The sequence below is a fragment of the Brevundimonas sp. Br13 genome, assembly GCF_055391505.1.
Genome location: NZ_AP044008.1, coordinates 2921714 through 2936953, shown reverse-complemented (window position 1 = coordinate 2936953; position 15240 = coordinate 2921714). Strand labels below are relative to the sequence as shown.

Annotated in this window: 19 protein-coding genes; 6 read left to right on the top strand and 13 right to left on the bottom strand. The window is 67.4% G+C overall.

All coding sequences use genetic code 11. The features are described 5' to 3' along the window. Positions 1-17: 17 nt before the first annotated feature. The 6 genes from purQ to purC all read right to left on the bottom strand — a co-directional run bounded on the left by purQ (position 18) and on the right by purC (position 3895). Positions 18-680, bottom strand: a complete 663-nt coding sequence (gene purQ / locus ACZ5M6_RS14640; protein WP_054766406.1) for a phosphoribosylformylglycinamidine synthase subunit PurQ — start codon at positions 678-680, stop codon at positions 18-20. A gap of 33 nt (positions 681-713) precedes the next feature. Then, positions 714-944: a hypothetical protein gene (locus ACZ5M6_RS14635; protein WP_054766405.1), complete on the bottom strand. Its 231-nt coding sequence runs from the start codon at positions 942-944 to the stop codon at positions 714-716. 25 nt (positions 945-969) lie between these two features. After that, positions 970-2196, bottom strand: a complete 1227-nt coding sequence (locus ACZ5M6_RS14630; protein WP_464159002.1) for an MFS transporter — start codon at positions 2194-2196, stop codon at positions 970-972. A gap of 128 nt (positions 2197-2324) precedes the next feature. Next, positions 2325-2804, bottom strand: coding sequence for a YbhB/YbcL family Raf kinase inhibitor-like protein (locus ACZ5M6_RS14625; RefSeq protein WP_464159001.1), 480 nt, complete (start codon positions 2802-2804; stop codon positions 2325-2327). Positions 2805-2900: 96 nt separating this feature from the next. Beyond that, positions 2901-3137, bottom strand: coding sequence for a phosphoribosylformylglycinamidine synthase subunit PurS (purS, locus tag ACZ5M6_RS14620; protein ID WP_191554365.1), 237 nt, complete (start codon positions 3135-3137; stop codon positions 2901-2903). After that, positions 3137-3895 (bottom strand): phosphoribosylaminoimidazolesuccinocarboxamide synthase, encoded by a 759-nt coding sequence (gene purC, locus ACZ5M6_RS14615; protein WP_054766400.1) that lies wholly within the window; start codon positions 3893-3895, stop codon positions 3137-3139. The genes purS and purC overlap by 1 nt, the downstream gene beginning before the upstream one ends. Before the next feature lie 278 nt (positions 3896-4173). On the opposite strand from purC, the gene ACZ5M6_RS14610 reads away from it, so the two are divergent. Then, positions 4174-4497 carry a DUF1476 domain-containing protein gene (locus ACZ5M6_RS14610; RefSeq protein WP_054767022.1) on the top strand — a complete coding sequence of 108 codons (324 nt, stop codon included), beginning with the start codon at positions 4174-4176 and terminating at the stop codon, positions 4495-4497. A 181-nt stretch (positions 4498-4678) separates the two neighbouring features. Here ACZ5M6_RS14610 and ACZ5M6_RS14605 read toward each other — a convergent pair whose 3' ends face one another. From ACZ5M6_RS14605 to gcvA, 7 genes are all read right to left on the bottom strand, one after another. Beyond that, positions 4679-5284 carry a fasciclin domain-containing protein gene (locus tag ACZ5M6_RS14605; RefSeq protein WP_227975973.1) on the bottom strand — a complete coding sequence of 202 codons (606 nt, stop codon included), beginning with the start codon at positions 5282-5284 and terminating at the stop codon, positions 4679-4681. Between the two features lie 126 nt (positions 5285-5410). After that, positions 5411-6253 carry a formyltetrahydrofolate deformylase gene (purU, locus tag ACZ5M6_RS14600; RefSeq protein ID WP_054766398.1) on the bottom strand — a complete coding sequence of 281 codons (843 nt, stop codon included), beginning with the start codon at positions 6251-6253 and terminating at the stop codon, positions 5411-5413. After that, the gene (locus ACZ5M6_RS14595; RefSeq protein ID WP_054766397.1) at positions 6253-6756 is read right to left on the bottom strand and encodes a DNA-deoxyinosine glycosylase; all 504 of its coding nucleotides are present in this window, start codon (positions 6754-6756) and stop codon (positions 6253-6255) included. The genes purU and ACZ5M6_RS14595 overlap by 1 nt, the downstream gene beginning before the upstream one ends. Beyond that, positions 6753-7037, bottom strand: coding sequence for a type II toxin-antitoxin system RelE family toxin (locus tag ACZ5M6_RS14590; protein ID WP_054766396.1), 285 nt, complete (start codon positions 7035-7037; stop codon positions 6753-6755). Before ACZ5M6_RS14590 ends, ACZ5M6_RS14595 begins: the two co-directional genes overlap by 4 nt. Continuing rightward, positions 7027-7272, bottom strand: a complete 246-nt coding sequence (locus ACZ5M6_RS14585) for a type II toxin-antitoxin system Phd/YefM family antitoxin (protein ID WP_054766395.1) — start codon at positions 7270-7272, stop codon at positions 7027-7029. Before ACZ5M6_RS14585 ends, ACZ5M6_RS14590 begins: the two co-directional genes overlap by 11 nt. Positions 7273-7315: 43 nt before the next feature. Beyond that, positions 7316-8617, bottom strand: coding sequence for an adenylosuccinate lyase (purB, locus tag ACZ5M6_RS14580; RefSeq protein WP_464159000.1), 1302 nt, complete (start codon positions 8615-8617; stop codon positions 7316-7318). A gap of 50 nt (positions 8618-8667) precedes the next feature. Next, a complete protein-coding gene (gene gcvA / locus ACZ5M6_RS14575) occupies positions 8668-9597 on the bottom strand; it encodes a transcriptional regulator GcvA (RefSeq protein WP_464158999.1) in 930 nt (309 codons plus the stop codon). 122 nt (positions 9598-9719) lie between these two features. Here gcvA and cysG point away from each other — a divergent pair, with 122 nt between their 5' ends. From cysG to ACZ5M6_RS14550, 5 genes are read left to right on the top strand one after another with little or no spacing between them, the layout of a single operon-like run. Next, on the top strand, positions 9720-11105 hold the full coding sequence (gene cysG, locus ACZ5M6_RS14570) for a siroheme synthase CysG (RefSeq protein ID WP_464158998.1): 1386 nt from the start codon (positions 9720-9722) through the stop codon (positions 11103-11105). Next, positions 11102-11377, top strand: a complete 276-nt coding sequence (locus tag ACZ5M6_RS14565; protein ID WP_464158997.1) for a DUF2849 domain-containing protein — start codon at positions 11102-11104, stop codon at positions 11375-11377. The genes cysG and ACZ5M6_RS14565 overlap by 4 nt, the downstream gene beginning before the upstream one ends. Continuing rightward, positions 11377-13047 carry a nitrite/sulfite reductase gene (locus ACZ5M6_RS14560; protein ID WP_464158996.1) on the top strand — a complete coding sequence of 557 codons (1671 nt, stop codon included), beginning with the start codon at positions 11377-11379 and terminating at the stop codon, positions 13045-13047. The genes ACZ5M6_RS14565 and ACZ5M6_RS14560 overlap by 1 nt, the downstream gene beginning before the upstream one ends. Then, on the top strand, positions 13031-14110 hold the full coding sequence (locus ACZ5M6_RS14555) for a phosphoadenylyl-sulfate reductase (RefSeq protein ID WP_464158995.1): 1080 nt from the start codon (positions 13031-13033) through the stop codon (positions 14108-14110). The genes ACZ5M6_RS14560 and ACZ5M6_RS14555 overlap by 17 nt, the downstream gene beginning before the upstream one ends. Positions 14111-14146: 36 nt before the next feature. Further along, a complete protein-coding gene (locus ACZ5M6_RS14550) occupies positions 14147-15145 on the top strand; it encodes a cysteine synthase A (protein WP_464158994.1) in 999 nt (332 codons plus the stop codon). Positions 15146-15240 lie beyond the last annotated feature (95 nt).

Below are 15240 nucleotides of genomic sequence, written 5' to 3'. Positions count from 1 at the left end.
TCAACGCATGATTGCCGTCAAGCCGCCGCGTAGATGCTTTGGAACAGAACCGCGCCGTCGGCGGAGCCCAGTTCGGCTTCGAAGGCGCGGTCGGGGTGGGGCATCATGCCGAGCACATTGCCGCGGGCGTTCTGGATGCCGGCGATGTCGTTGACCGAGCCGTTGGGGTTGTCGACGTAGCGGAAGACCACCTGGCCCTCGCCCTCGATCCGGGCCAGGGTCTCGGCGTCGGCGAAGAAGTTTCCGTCGCCGTTGCCCTGGGTCATGACCACTTCGCGCTGCCCCTGATAGCCGGCGGTGAAGCGGGTCTGGCCGTTGGCGACGGTCAGGGCGATGGGCTTGCAGACGTATTTCAGGCCCTTGTTGCGCAAGAGGGCGCCGGGCAGCAGGCCGGCCTCGCACAGGATCTGGAAGCCGTTGCAGATGCCGACCACGGCGACGCCGTCGTCCGCCGCCTTCTTCACGGCCTGCATCACCGGCGACTGGGCCGCCATGGCGCCGCAGCGCAGATAGTCGCCGTAGGAGAAGCCGCCGGGAATGACGATCAGGTCCAGGCCCTGGGGCAGTTCGGTCTCGGCGTGCCAGACCATCGAGACGGGCTCGCCGGTGGAGCGTTCGACGGCGACCTTGCAGTCGCGATCACAGTTGGAACCGGGGAAGACGATGACGGCTGCGCTCATGGCGCGGGCCTCTAGCACCGTTTTCGGGAAATGTCAGTGCGCGGGTTCAAGAAGTCCGAGGCGGGTCTCGATCCGGCCGAGACGGGCGTCCTGACGATCAACGATCTGATAGAGGTTGGAGACGTCCTGGTTCAGGCCGTTGAGGTGGAGGCGCATGGCCTGAAGTTCGCCCTTCACGTCGGCGATGTTGCCGTCGATCCGATCCAGGCGCGTCTGCATCGACTTCAGCACTTCGTAGATGAGGTCATTGGTGACGTCCGCCATACGCCCATACTACCATAAACTGTGGTTACGCCAAACGCTCCGCCGCAGCACGCTTGCGCCCCGCCAGCCAGGCGATCACGAAGATCGCAAACCCGCCCAGGGACAGGCCCATGCCGACCCAGCCGGTCGAGGTCCAGCCGTAGCCGGCGGCGATGGCCAGACCGCCCAGAAGCGGGCCCAGAGCGTTGGCGGTGTTGAAGGCGGAGTGATTCAGGGCCGCCGCCAGGGTCTGGGCGTCGCCGGCGACGTCCATCAGACGGGTCTGAAGCACCGAGCCCAGGCCGCCGCCGCCGCCGATCAGAAAGACCACGACCATGACGGCCCACAGGTGCGGTGCGGCGAAGGGATAGAGGGCCAGGGCGGCGGCGCTCCACAGCAGCAGGCCGCCCGCCGCCGGAAAGCCGATCCGGTCGGCCGCCCAGGCCCCGAGTATATTGCCCAGGAACATGCCGACGCCGAAGACGGCGAAGACCCAAGGCAGGATGTCCGGCCCCACGCCGGTCACCGCCTGAAGCGTCGAGGCCAGATAGGCGTAGACGCAGAACATGCCGCCGAAGCCGATCGCGCCGACGCCGAGCGTCAGCCAGACCTGGCTGCGCTTCAGGGCGCCCAGTTCGCGCAAGGGGCTGGCGTCGGCATGGGCGGGGTCGCGCGGGGCGAACAGAGCGACCAACCCCATGGTGATCACGGCCAGGACGCTGACGATGGCGAAGGTCCAGCGCCAGCCGAAGGCGTGGCTGACCAGATTGGCGAAGGGGACGCCGATGACGGTGGCGACCGTCAGCCCCATCAGAATGGTCGAGACGGCGCGGGTGCGAAGATGCAGCGGCACGATGGAGGCGGCGACCAGGGCCGCCACGCCGAAATAGGCGCCGTGCGGCACGCCGCTGAGGAAGCGGAAGACCAGCATCCATTCATAGGTGGGCGCCATGGCCGACAGGCCGTTGCCGACGGCGAACAGGGCCATGAAGCCGATCAGCAGCAGCCAGCGGGGGCTGCGCGCGCCCAGCACCGCCAGGATGGGCGCCCCGACCACCACGCCGGCCGCATAGGCGCTGATCACATGGCCCGCCGTCGGGGCGTCGACGCCCAGGCCGGCGGCGAAGTCCGGCAGGATGCTCATGGCCGCGAACTCGGTCACGCCGATGGCGAAACCGCCCATGGCCAGGGCGATCAGGACCAGGGCCACGCGGCCCCTCGCCATGGGTTTTACGGCCACGTCAGTGTCGGCCACGGCGCCGGTGACGGCCATGCGAAAATCCTGCGGCGAGAGAAGGGAGGGGTGTTGCGCTGCAACATAGGCGGCCCCTCTCAGGCTTCAACCCGCTGGAAATGATCGGCGATCACATAAGGTTGCGGCGCGACCGCCGAGGGGCGGGCTCAGCCCGGGTTTTCATAGGTCGCGGTGATCGAGGCCTTGGCCAGGGTGTGGAAGTGCAGGTTGAAGCCGAAGACGGCGCCGGAATCGTCGGCGGTCACGTCCAGCCGCTCCACGTCCACGGCGAAGACGGTGAAGATATAGCGGTGCGGGCCGTGGCCGGCAGGCGGGGCGGCGCCGCCGAAGCCGGCCTTGCCGTAGTCGGTGCGGCCCTGGACCGCGCCGTGGGGCAGATCGCCGCCGGGCGAACCCGCGCCGGTCTTCAACTCGGTCACATCAGCCGGAAGATTGGCGACGGTCCAGTGCCAGAAGCCGGAACCCGTCGGGGCGTCGGGATCATAGCAGGTGACGGCGTAGCTCTTCGTGCCCTCAGGCGCGCCGGACCAGGCGAGATGGGGCGAGGTGTTTCCCTTGGCCTGAACCTGGGCGTCGGGCAGGACGCCGCCGTCCTGAATGTCGGTGGAGGTGAGGGTGAAGGGCATAGGTGCTCCGTCGTTCAAGCCGTTAGCTTAACTAGGAGTCCGCTGTATGGATGCAAGCGCCTCTTCCGCACCTTCGCGCGGAAGAGGCCGAATGCTTCAAGCCGCCTCGATACGGTAGCCTTCGATCACCGTATTGGCGAGCAGCTGCTCGCACATCTTCTTGGCCTCGCCTTGCGGATCCTCGACGCCGTCGAGGTCGAACTCGATCAGCTTGCCGACGCGGGCGTTCGATACGCCCGACCAGCCCAGACCCTGAAGGGCGCCTTCAACGGCCTTGCCCTGGACGTCCAGGACGCCGGGCTTGAGGAAGACGTGAACCTTGATTTTGGCCATCAGTGCAGCCCCCCCTGAATCACCGTCGGCATGCCCTTCATGATGCCCAGGCGACGCGCGACTTCGGTGTAGCTTTCGATGACGTTGCCCAGGTCGCGGCGGAAGCGGTCCTTGTCCATCTTCTCGCCGGTCGAGGAGTCCCACAGGCGGCAGGAATCGGGGCTGATCTCGTCGGCCAGGATGACGCGGCTGAAGTCGTTCTCCCAGATGCGGCCGAACTCGATCTTGAAATCGACCAGGGTGATGCCGACCGCGCTGAACAGACCTGACAGATAGTCGTTGACCCGAACCGTCATCGCCAGGATGTCGTCCAGTTCCTGGGTCGAGGCCCAGTTGAAGGCGGTGATGTGCTCTTCGGTGACCATCGGGTCGTTGAGCTCGTCCTTCTTGTAGTAGAATTCGATGATCGAGCGGGGCAGGGGCGTGCCTTCCTCTATGCCCAGACGCTGGCTCATCGAGCCGGCGACGATGTTGCGGCAGACGACTTCCAGCGGAATGATCTCGACTTCGCGGATCAGCTGTTCGCGCAGGTTCAGCCGCTTGATGAAGTGGTTGGTCACGCCGATGCCGTTCAGGCGCGACATGATGAATTCGCTGATCTGGTTGTTGACCACGCCCTTGCCTTCGAGAACGGCCTTCTTCTGGGCGTTGAAGGCGGTGGCGTCGTCCTTGAAGTACTGGATCAGGGTGCCGGGCTCGGGCCCTTCGTACAGGATCTTGGCCTTGCCCTCGTAGATCTTCTTGCGTTTGCTGTTCATATTCCGGTCCCGGCTTACGGGCGCCCTCCAGAAACAAAAATCGCGCGGCCATGGTGGAAAGGGGAAGACCCGGTCCTGGCGGCGCGTTTTGGAATCGTTCGGGCAGTCAATCTCGTTCGGCGTCTCCTTAGCGGAAGGCGGCCCTCGACACAAATGAACGCCGCGTGCGACGCCGCAACAGGACCAAGGTCTATGCAAGCCATGTTGCGTTCGGGCGCGGGCGGGCTATAGACGGCGCTTGCCCCGAGGTCAGGGGTGTGCGGAGCTTGCTGAGCGACATGACGACGTTCGACGATCGGGAAAAGGGCTTTGAGGCCAAGTTCGCCCTCGATCAGGAGCAGGAATTCAAGGCCATCGCCCGGCGCAACAAGATGCTGGGCCTGTGGGCGGCCGAGAAGATGGGCCTGTCGGCCGACAGCGCGGACCAGTACGCCGCCGCCATCGTGCGCGCCGACATGGAGCAGCCGGGCGACGAAGACGTGTTCCGCAAGGTCGCCGGCGACTTCAAGGCCTCGGGCCTGACGGTCTCGGAGGGCGAAATCCGCTCCAAGATCGACGAACTGGCCTCGATCGCCCGCGAACAGATTCGCGCCGGCGAATAGGACTTTCGGCCTTCGGGCCTTCAGACGTCGAAAGGGCCGCACCCGGGGGAAAGTGCGGCCCTTTCTTTTTGCCGGGGACGTTGGGGGATGTCTCACCCGGCTTACTGTGCGTCTCGCGCCCCCTAAGAACACGGGGGGCGGGATTTGGTTTCCGCCGGTTCCGGGCGGATCGTAAATATTTTTACGGCATCAGAACCGTATCTACGACATGGACCATGCCGTTCGATTGAGCCACGTCCGCCTGGGTGATGGTGGACTTTCCGCCCTTGGCGTCGGTGATGACCCAGGTATCGTTCGGGCCCGCCGAAACCTTCAGTTCCTCGCCCTGAACGGTCTTCAGGGTCGCGGTTCCGCCGTTCGCCTGGGCCTGGGCGGCGATGTCGGCGGCCGTCAGACGCCCGGCGACGACGTGATAGGTCAGGATCTTGGTCAGATCGGCCTTCATGTCAGGCTGCATCAAGGCGGTGCGGGTGGCTTCGGGAATCTTGTCGAAGGCGGCGTTGTCGGGGGCGAAGACGGTGAAGGGGCCGGGGCCTTGCAGGGTTTCGACCAGGCCGGCGGCCTGAACGGCGGCGACCAGGGTCGACAGGTTCGAGGCCTTGGAGGCGTTGGCGACGATGGTCTCGTTCGAGCTCATGGCGGCGCCGCCGACCATGGGTTCGGCCGCCATAGGCGCCATGGCGGTCCCTTCCGCCGGCGCCATGGCCGTCGATTCGGCCGGGGCGGTCTCGTTGTTGTTGCAAGCGCCGAGCGCCATCAAGGCGCCGCCGGAGGCGGCGACGAGCATAAGTGTCCGAAGATTTGGCATGGTTGTTCCTTCCCTGTTGGTCCGCACTGCGGCGTTGACGGAAAGGTTACGGCTTGAGGCGGGTAAAGGATGCCTGCGGCGTGACAAGAGGACGCAGCTTGGCCGTTAGTCCTCGAAGACGACCGTCTTGGCGCCATGCAGCAAAACCCGGTCTTCCAGGTGCCGACGGACTGCGCGGGCCAGGACGCGGCGCTCGATGTCGCGGCCTTTTCTGATCAAATCTTCGGGCGTGTCGCGGTGGCTGATTCGCTCCACGTCCTGTTCGATGATCGGACCTTCATCCAGGTCGGCGGTGACATAGTGGGCCGTGGCGCCGATCACCTTCACCCCGCGCGCATGGGCCTGGTGATAGGGGCGGGCGCCCTTGAAGCCGGGCAGGAAGGAGTGGTGGATGTTGATGCAGCGCCCCGCCAGCCGACCGCTGAGATCGTCGGACAGAATCTGCATGTAGCGGGCCAGAACGACCAGTTCCGTGCCGGTCTCCTCGATCAGGCGCAGAAGCTGGGCCTCCTGGGCCGGCCTGTCGGCGGCGCTGACGGGCAGGTGATGGAAGGGCAGGTCGCCCAGATCGACGTGGCCGATCATCTCGCGCGGATGGTTCGAAACGACCGCCGTCACATCCATGGGCAGTTCGTCGATCCGCCAGCGGTACAGCAGGTCCGCCAGGCAATGGTCGAAGCGCGAAGTCAGAATCATCACCTTGCGCGGTTCCGGCCCCCTCAGGGTCCAGTCCATGTCGAATCGCCCAGCCAGAGGGGCGAAGGCGGTGCGGATCGCGGCCGGGTCGTCGCCTTCGCGCGGTTCGAACACCACACGCATGAAGAAGGTGGCGCCGGCGGCGTCGCCGAACTGCTGGGCGTCGGAGATGTTGGCGTCCCGCTCCAGCAGGAAGGCGGACACGGCCGCCACAATGCCGTGGCGGTCGGGGCAGGAGAGGGTCAGGATCATCAGACGGCAGGCTTATCCGGGAGAAACTTGCCGAGTATGGCCCAGGTTTCCGCCTTTGCCGACAAGGATATTGCATGGGCGGGGCTGGACGACGGCAGATCGACCAGGGCTAGGCCGGCGAGGTCGGCCAGGATCCGCCGACCCAGCTTGGCCGCCAGACCGCCGTTGAAGGCGACGGCGCGCAGTTCGGGGAGGTCCTGGATCAGACCGCGCAGATCGGCGGCCTCGGGCGACTTGATCGCCGCGTCCAGACTGCCGGATCGCCGGGCCGAGGCAATTACGTCCCACAGGCCGACGCCGCGCGCCTTCAACCGCTCCAGGCGGTCGGGGTAGGGCAGGGCGGCCAGGGGCTCGTCCAGCACCCCGCCGATCAAGGGCCAGAAGCCGTTGCGCGGGTGGGCGTAATATTGCGCCGCCTTCAGCGAGGCGTCGCCCGGCAGGCTGCCGAGGATCAGCAGGCGGGTGGCGGCGTCGACGACGGGGGGGAACTGGCTCTTGGTCATTCCCGACGCGCCGCGTCCCGATACACCTGGCTGCGGTCGCGTCTGCCCACCGCGACGACGGTCACCGTGACGATTGCGTCCTCGACCCGATAGACCAGCCGATATCCGGCGTCGCGCAGCTTGATCTTGTAGTGATCGCGCATCCCGTGGAGCGCATCCTTCGGAACACGCGGACTCTCCAGTCGTTCGGCGAGCTTTTTCTTGAACTGGACCCGGACCGGAGCGCCCAGCTTCTCCCACTCCTTCAGCGCGGAGGGGAGGAACTGAAGATCAAAGGGCATCGAGCGAGACGCGCACCGGCGTCTCGTCCTGCCGCTGGCGGACAGTCTCGATCAAGGCCAGATCGTCCAGGCGTTCGATCATCGCCTCATAGGCGGCGGCCGGGACCATATAGGCCATGACCCGGTTGTGGTTCAGCACGGCCACGGTCTGGCCCGCCGCGTCGTCCATGACGGCGCTGGGGCTCTTCTTCAGGTCAGAGACGCTGACCGCGATAGAGGCTTCGACGCGTTGCATGATGATAGAGTACGAAAATCGGTGCCATTTTCAATACTGAAGATCATCCCTCGCCGAATACCCGCTTGAACACCACGTCCACATTCTTGGTGTGATAGCCGAGGTCGAACAGGGCTTCGAGCTGATCGTGGGGCAGGGTGACGCGGTCGTCGGCCTTGAGGAAGTCCAGGAAGGCGCCCTCGCCGCGCCAGACCTTCATGGCGTTCTCCTGCACGGCGGCATAGGCCGCCTCGCGCGAGACGCCGGCCTGGGTCAGGGCCAGCATGACCCGTTGCGAGTGCACCAGACCGCCCAGGCGGTCGAGGTTCTTCTGCATGTTCTCGGGATAGATGTTCAGCCGCTCGATCACGCCGGCCAGGCGTTGCAGGGCGAAGTCAAGATGGATGGTGGCGTCGGGACCGATGCCGCGTTCGACCGAGGAATGGCTGATGTCCCGCTCGTGCCACAGGGCGACGTTTTCCATCGCCGGGGTGACGGCTGAGCGGACCAGACGGGCCAGGCCGGTCAGGTTTTCGGTCAGGATGGGGTTGCGCTTGTGCGGCATGGCCGACGAGCCCTTCTGACCCTTGTCGAAGAATTCCTCGGCCTCCAGCACCTCGGTGCGTTGCAGGTGGCGGATCTCGACCGCCAGACGCTCGACCGAAGAGGCGACCACGCCCAGGGCGGCGAAGAAGGCGGCGTGGCGGTCGCGCGGGATGACCTGGGTCGAGACCGGCTCGACCTGGAGCCCCATCTGTTCGGCCACATAGGCTTCGACGGCGGGATCGACATTGGCGAAGGTGCCGACGGCGCCGGAAATGGCGCAGGTGGCGATCTCTTCCTTGGCCGTGATCAGGCGGCGTTTGGCGCGCTGGAACTCGGCGTGATAGCCGGCGAGCTTCAGGCCGAAGGTCACGGGCTCGGCGTGGATGCCGTGGCTGCGGCCGACGGTCGGGGTGTACTTATGCTCCTTGGCGCGGGTTTCCAGCGCGGCCAGGACGCGATCGACGCCTTCGATCAGCAGGTCCGACGACCGGGCCAGCTGGACCGCGAAACAGGTGTCCAGCACGTCGGACGAGGTCATGCCCTGGTGCAGAAAGCGCGCCTCTTCGCCGACGATCTCGGCGACGTGGGTCAGGAAGGCGATGACGTCGTGTTTGGTGGTGCGCTCGATCTCGTCGATGCGGTCGGCGTCAAAGGTCGCGTCCTTGCCCTTGGCCCAGATGGCGTCGGCGGCCTGCTGGGGGATGACGCCCAGTTCGGCCATCTTGGTCGCCGCATGGGCCTCGATCTCGAACCAGATCTTGTACTTGGTCTCTTGCGACCAGATGGCGGCGGCGTCGGGGCGGGAATAGCGCGTGATCATGGGGCGGTCGTGTCGGTCCGGCCGCCGTCGGAGTCAAGGTTTGCGGTGCTCTAAAGCTGTCCCATCGTATTGTCGTGATCGACGGCCTGCCGCTTCAGCCAGGCGACGAAGGCGGTGGCGCTGGGCGAGGGCGGGCGGTCGCGGGGCTGGACGACGTAATAGGCGAAGCCGACCGCTTCCGAGCCGTCGGGGAAGGGGGCGACCAGACGGCCCGAGGCCAGGTCGGCCTGGGCCAGGGTGCGTTTGGCCAGGGCGACGCCGCGGCCGGAGACGGCGGCCTCGATCAGCAGGCTGGACTGGTTGAAGCGCGAGCCCCGGCGCGGGTCGGGGTGGCGCACGCCGCGCGCCTTCAGCCACATGGCCCAGTCGGGGCGGCTGGGGTCGCCGTCGTTGGACATGTCGTGCAGCAGGGTGTGGCGCATCAGATCGGCGGGTTTGCGGATCGGATGTTCGCCGTTCATCAGAGACGGGGCGCAGACGGGCAGGACCGTCTCGGTCATCAGCCGGTCCACGGTCAGGCCGGGGTAGTCGCCGGGGCCGTAGCGGACGGCGAGATCGACCTTGCCCTCGGTCAGGTCGGCAGTCTCCATGTCGGCCGAGATCCAAAGCTCGATCTCGGGATGGGCGGCGTGGAAGTCGTCCATGCGCGGCATCAGCCATTTGGAGGCGAAGCCGGGGGCGATGCTGATCGACACCTGTTTGCGGCGCGGCGGCTCGCGCAGCAGGGCCGAGGCGTCCATCAGCCGCTCGAACCCCTCGCGCAGCAGGGGGACCGAGGATCGGCCGAGGTCGGTCAGCTGGAGACCGCGCGCCTCGCGCACGAACAGGGGGCCGCCGACAATGTCCTCCAGCAGGCGGATCTGCTGGCTGACGGCGCCGGGCGTCACCGCCAGTTCGTCGGCGGCGCGCGAGAAGTTCAGGTGACGCGCGGCGGCCTCGAACGCGCGCAGGGCGTTGAGCGGGAGCAGGGAACGGGCCATCGCCGTTAGAAATCCTATCAGCGTGCCAAAGGCAATCTGGTTTGCGGGTCTGGACGGGGAGGCCGATGGTTCGGGCTCCGCCGCCGTCCTCCTTCCCCGACGCCGGCCCTGAAAGCAAGACGATGCGTGTATTTCTCGCCTCCATTCCGCTTGAGGCCGCCAAGATCGTGATCATCGGCGGCGGTGAGCCCGCCCTGGCCAAGCTGCGACTGTTCCTGAACACGCCGGCCCAGCTGCTGTGGTTCGCGCCTGACGGCGCCCCGCCCCGGATGGAAATCCCGCTGAGCGCGCCGGAGCCGGTGCTGCGCGCGGCCCAGGCCCAGGATCTGGCGGGGGCGCGTCTGGTCTTTATGGCCTTGGACGACGCGGACGAACTGACGCGGCTGGGCGCCCTGGCGCGGGCGGCGGGGGCCCAGGTCAATGTGGTGGACAAGCCCCATCTGAGCGACTTCCAGACCCCGGCCCTGATCGACCGGGACGAGGTGGTGATCGGGGTCGCCACCGGGGGATCGGCGCCGATCCTGGCCCGCGACGTGCGCACGGCCGTCGAGGGCGTTCTACCCGCCGGTCTGGCCCACGTCGCCCGGCTGGCGCGCGAGCTGCGCGATACGGTCAAGGCCAATGTGCCGGACTTCATGGCGCGGCGACGGTTCTGGGAGAAGGCGTTCCGGGGACCGGCGGCGGCCTTGGCAGCCGAGGGGCGCACGGCGGAGGCGCGGCGCGAGATGCTGCGTCTGCTGAACTCGGCCGCGCCGGAGCAGGGGATGGTCCATATCGTCGGGGCGGGGTCGGGCGATCCGGAGCTGCTGACCCTGAAGGCGCTGCGGGTGTTGCAGGACGCCGACGTCATTATTCACGACCGGCTGGTGCCGGATGCCGTGCTGGAGCGGGCGCGACGAGACGCCAAACGCCTGTACGTGGGCAAGGCGCGCGGCGAACATTCGGTACCCCAGGATCAGATCGAGGCCCTGATGATCGAGGAGGCCCGCGCCGGCCACCGGGTCGTGCGGCTGAAGGGCGGGGATCCCTTCGTCTTCGGGCGCGGCGGCGAGGAGCTGGAGGCCATGCGGGCGGCCGGGGTTCCGGTCTTTGTGGTGCCGGGCGTGACGGCGGCCCTGGCCTGCGCCGCTTCGGCGGGGATCCCGCTGACCCATCGCGACTACGCCCAGGCGGTGACTTTCGTGACGGCCCAGGCCAAGCCGGGTGGGGGCGACGCCGACTGGGCCAGGCTGGCCGCGCCCAATCATACCCTGGCCATCTATATGGGCGTGGACCGGGCCGAGGAGACGGCGGCCAAGCTGATGGCGGCGGGGCGTCTGGGCTCGACCCCCGTCGCGATCGTCGAGAACGGCAGCCGGCCGGACGAGCGGGTTCTGACGGGTCGGCTGGACGCGCTGGGCGCCCTGGTGCGGGGCGCCCATCTGACCGGTCCGGCCCTATTGTTCGTCGGCGAGACGGCGGCGTTTTCGGCCGCTCAGCTGGACGTCCGGGCGGAGTTCGCGGCGTGAAGATCGTGACCGCAAACCGCCTGTCGGACGGCCGCGTCATCTATGCCGGCCTGAACAATCAGCCGGTCGAGCGCCTGGACGAGGCTTCGACCCTGGACGAGGCGGCGGCCGAGATCGTGCTGGCGGAGGTCGCCGGGCGGCCCGACGTCTTCGTCAATCCCTATCTGGTGGAGGTCCAGGGGGGCGCCCCCTCAGGCCGGGATCGGCTGAAGGAGCGGATTCGCGCGACCGGTCCGACCGTCGGCCACAGCGTCGCGGGAGGCGTGGGCTGATGTATCGCTATGACGAGTTCGACCACGCCCTGGTGCGTGAGCGGGTGGCGGAGTTTTCCGACCAGGTGGCGCGCCGCGCCTCCGGCGCCCTGACCGAGGACGAGTTCAAGCCGCTGCGGCTGATGAACGGGGTCTATCTGCAGCTTCACGCCTATATGCTGCGGGTCGCCATTCCCTATGGAACGTTCAACAGTCGGCAGATGCGCCGGCTGGCCCATATCGCCCGCACCTATGACAAGGGCTACGGCCATTTCACCACGCGGACGAACATCCAGTACAACTGGCCGGCCCTGACGGACCTGCCGGCGATCCTGAGCGATCTGGCCGATGTCGAGATGCACGCCATCCAGACCTCGGGCAACTGCATCCGCAACACCACGACCGACGTCTTCGCCGGGGCGGCGGAGGACGAGATCGAGGATCCGCGGCCCTGGTGCGAGATCATCCGACAGTGGTCGACGATCCACCCGGAGTTCAGCTTCCTGCCGCGCAAGTTCAAGATCGCGGTCATCGGCGCCGAGAAGGATAGGGCGGCGATCCGCACCCATGACGTGGGGCTGCAGATCGTGCGCGGCGAAGACGGCGGGACCGCCTTCCGCGTCTTCGTCGGCGGCGGGCAGGGGCGGTTGCCCCATATCGGCCAGGAGATCGCCTCGGCGGTTCCGGCTGCGGACCTGCTGGCCTATCTGACCGCCATATTGCGGGCGTGGAACCTCTTGGGACGGCGCGACAATATCCATAAGGCGCGGATCAAGATCCTGGTCGCCTCGGTCGGGCTGGAGGCCTTCCGCGAGGAGGTGGACAAACACTACGCCACCCTGCGCCTGGAAGACCTGCGGATCCCCGAGGACGAGGCCGAGCGGATCAAGGCCTATTTCGCCCCGCCGCCGTTCGAGGATCTGCCCAAGGCCAGCGCTCCGTTCGAGCGCGCCCTGCTGGCCGATCCGGACTTTGCGCGGTTTGCGCGGAACAATGTGCGGCGTCACCGGCAGCCGGGCTATGCCTCGGTGGTGGTGTCGCTGAAGCCGGTCGGCGGGGTGCCGGGCGACATCACGGCCGACCAGATGAACGCGGTCGCCGACCTGGCCGAACGCTACGGCTTCGACGAACTGCGCGCCGCCTATGAGCAGAACCTGGTCCTGCCCCATGTGAAGCTGGACGATGTGCCGACGGTCTGGCGGGCGCTGCTGGAGGCGGGGCTGGCCACGGCCAACGCCGATCTGGCGACCGACGTGATCGCCTGTCCGGGGCTGGACTATTGCAGCCTGGCCAACGCCCGGTCGATCCCGGTCGCTCAGGCCTTGTCGAAGCGGCTGGCGGACTTGGACTATCAGGAGAAGCTGGGGCCGGTCCGGATCAATATGAGCGGCTGCATCAACGCCTGCGGCCACCACCACGTCGGCCATATCGGCGTCCTGGGCGTCGACCGGAAGGGCGAAGAATACTACCAGATCACCGTCGGCGGTTCGCCCGACGAACAGGCGGCCCTGGGCGACATCGTCGGCAAGAGCCTGCCGGCCGACGAGGTCGCGCCCGCCATCCAGCGGACCCTGGACCGCTATCTGCAAATCCGCGCCGAGGGCGAGCGGTTCATCGACACGGTGCGCCGTGTCGGACCCGATCCCTTCCGCGACGCCATCTATGAGACGCTCGATGCTGCAAACGCTTGAGGGAGTTCAGAACGGGCCGCGCCTGTCGGTGACGACCCCGCTGGAAGAGGTCGAGGCGGCCGCCGCCGCAACCGACGTCCTGGTGCTGGAGTTTGACGCCTTTCGCGACGGGCGCGGCTTCTCGCTGGCGGCGGTGCTGCGCGAGCGGGGCTATGCCGGGCGGCTGATCGCGGCGGGCAAGGTCCTGCCGGACCAGGCGCGCCATCTGCGGCGGTCGGGATTCGACGCGGTGGAGCTGGCGCCGGGGGCAGACACGGCGGCCTGGGCGCGGATGGATCAGGCCTTCAGCGGCTCCTATCAGCCGGCCGTCGATCCCGCCCCGACCATCTGGCAAAGGCGGCGAGCGGCGTCGAACGATCGGGATCTGCAGGCCCTGGCTGATCGGCTGAACCGCGAGACCGAGGGCAAGGCCGCGTCGGACATCCTGAAGGCGGCGCTGGATCCGGCCCTGGGCCTGCGGACCGGGACCATATCCTCGTTCGGGGCGGAATCGGCGGCCCTGCTGCACATTGTGGCCCAGACCAATCCGGACGTGCCGGTGGTCTTTCTGGAGACCGGCCAGCATTTCCTGCAGACCCTGTCCTATCGCACCCAGCTGACCAAGACTCTGGGACTGACCGACGTGCGTCTGGTCACGCCGGATGCGAACGAGAAGGCGACCCTGGACGCCCGCGACGACCTGTGGAAGACCGACGCCGACGCCTGCTGCGACCTGCGGAAGGTGCGGCCCCTGGCGCGGGCGACGGTCGGGTTCAACGCCCTGATCACCGGGCGCAAACGCTATCAGGCCGCGACCCGCGCGGCGTTGAAACCGTTCGAGGTGCTGGACGGGGTGCTGCGGATCAATCCGCTGGCGGACTGGGACGCCGACGCCGTCGAGGCCTGGCTGGAGGCGCACGACCTGCCGCGCCACCCGCTGGTGGAGCAGGGCTACCGCTCCATCGGCTGCTGGCCCTGCACCCGCGCCGTCGAAGACGACGAAGACGCGCGGGCCGGACGCTGGTCGGGGATGGACAAGGTCGAATGCGGCATCCACCTAGGCAAGCGTCAGGTCGCCGCCTGATCGTCCTCCCGTTCGACCTCGCCTGAAAGCTGAAACGTGTCCGTCACACCGTCTGTCATCGACCTGATCGGCCATACGCCGCTGGTCCGCCTGAATCGCCTGTCTGACGAGACGGGCTGCGAAATCCTGGGCAAGGCCGAGTTCATGAACCCCGGCGGCTCGATCAAGGACCGCGCCGCCCTGTCCATCGTCCAGACCGCGCGGGCGTCGGGCGCGCTGAAGCCCGGCGGGACCATCGTCGAGGGAACGGCGGGCAACACCGGCATCGGCCTGGCCCTGGTCGGGGCGGCCCTGGGTCATCCCGTGGTCATCGTCATGCCCCGCACCCAGTCGGAGGAGAAGAAGTCGGCCATCCGTTCGCTGGGCGCGCGCCTGGTCGAGGTGGACGCCGCCCCCTTCTCCAGCCCCAATCATTTCGTCCACTATTCCGGACGCCTGGCCTCTGAACTGAACGAGAGCGAAGAGGCCGGGGCGATCTGGGCCAACCAGTTCGACAACACCGCCAACCGAGACGCCCATTATACGACGACAGCGCCGGAAATCTGGGAACAGACGGGCGGCCAGATCGACGCCTTCGTCTCGGCCGTGGGGTCGGGCGGCACCATCTCGGGCGTCGCGGCCTATTTGCGCGAGAAGAAGCCTGATGTGACCATCGCCCTGGCCGATCCCGCCGGCGCGGCCCTGTTCAACTGGTTCACCAAGGGCGAGATGACGGGCGAGGGCTCGTCGATCACCGAGGGGATCGGGGTGGCGCGGATCACCGGCAATCTGGAGGGGTTCAAGCCCGACCACGCCTACCGGATCGAGGATGCCGAGTTCCTGCCGATCCTGTTCGATCTGGTGAAGCACGAAGGTCTGTCGCTGGGCGGATCGGCCGGGGTCAACATCGCCGGGGCTGTGCGGCTGGCGCGCGAGATCGGGCCGGGCAAGACCATCGTCACCTGCCTGTGCGATCCGGGGTCGCGCTATGCGTCCAAGCTGTTCAACCCGGAATTCCTGACATCGAAGGGCCTGCCGGTTCCGGCGTGGGCTTAAGACCCTCTCCCGCTTGCGGGAGAGGTGGCCCGGCGTCCGCGCAGCGGACTAGGGTCGGAGAGGGGAGTCTCGTTTGAACAGAAGACTTCCCCCAT

What these genes read in the sequence shown, in the direction of transcription:
- purQ (WP_054766406.1), bottom strand. Translation starts at nt 680, where the DNA reads ATGAGCGCAGCCGTCATCGTCTTCCCCGGTTCCAACTGTGATCGCGAC.
- ACZ5M6_RS14635 (WP_054766405.1), bottom strand. Translation starts at nt 944, where the DNA reads ATGGCGGACGTCACCAATGACCTCATCTACGAAGTGCTGAAGTCGATG.
- ACZ5M6_RS14630 (WP_464159002.1), bottom strand. Translation starts at nt 2,196, where the DNA reads ATGGCCGTCACCGGCGCCGTGGCCGACACTGACGTGGCCGTAAAACCC.
- ACZ5M6_RS14625 (WP_464159001.1), bottom strand. Translation starts at nt 2,804, where the DNA reads ATGCCCTTCACCCTCACCTCCACCGACATTCAGGACGGCGGCGTCCTG.
- purS (WP_191554365.1), bottom strand. Translation starts at nt 3,137, where the DNA reads ATGGCCAAAATCAAGGTTCACGTCTTCCTCAAGCCCGGCGTCCTGGAC.
- purC (WP_054766400.1), bottom strand. Translation starts at nt 3,895, where the DNA reads ATGAACAGCAAACGCAAGAAGATCTACGAGGGCAAGGCCAAGATCCTG.
- ACZ5M6_RS14610 (WP_054767022.1), top strand. Translation starts at nt 4,174, where the DNA reads ATGACGACGTTCGACGATCGGGAAAAGGGCTTTGAGGCCAAGTTCGCC.
- ACZ5M6_RS14605 (WP_227975973.1), bottom strand. Translation starts at nt 5,284, where the DNA reads ATGCTCGTCGCCGCCTCCGGCGGCGCCTTGATGGCGCTCGGCGCTTGC.
- purU (WP_054766398.1), bottom strand. Translation starts at nt 6,253, where the DNA reads ATGATCCTGACCCTCTCCTGCCCCGACCGCCACGGCATTGTGGCGGCC.
- ACZ5M6_RS14595 (WP_054766397.1), bottom strand. Translation starts at nt 6,756, where the DNA reads ATGACCAAGAGCCAGTTCCCCCCCGTCGTCGACGCCGCCACCCGCCTG.
- ACZ5M6_RS14590 (WP_054766396.1), bottom strand. Translation starts at nt 7,037, where the DNA reads ATGCCCTTTGATCTTCAGTTCCTCCCCTCCGCGCTGAAGGAGTGGGAG.
- ACZ5M6_RS14585 (WP_054766395.1), bottom strand. Translation starts at nt 7,272, where the DNA reads ATGCAACGCGTCGAAGCCTCTATCGCGGTCAGCGTCTCTGACCTGAAG.
- purB (WP_464159000.1), bottom strand. Translation starts at nt 8,617, where the DNA reads ATGATCACGCGCTATTCCCGCCCCGACGCCGCCGCCATCTGGTCGCAA.
- gcvA (WP_464158999.1), bottom strand. Translation starts at nt 9,597, where the DNA reads ATGGCCCGTTCCCTGCTCCCGCTCAACGCCCTGCGCGCGTTCGAGGCC.
- cysG (WP_464158998.1), top strand. Translation starts at nt 9,720, where the DNA reads ATGCGTGTATTTCTCGCCTCCATTCCGCTTGAGGCCGCCAAGATCGTG.
- ACZ5M6_RS14560 (WP_464158996.1), top strand. Translation starts at nt 11,377, where the DNA reads ATGTATCGCTATGACGAGTTCGACCACGCCCTGGTGCGTGAGCGGGTG.
- ACZ5M6_RS14555 (WP_464158995.1), top strand. Translation starts at nt 13,031, where the DNA reads ATGCTGCAAACGCTTGAGGGAGTTCAGAACGGGCCGCGCCTGTCGGTG.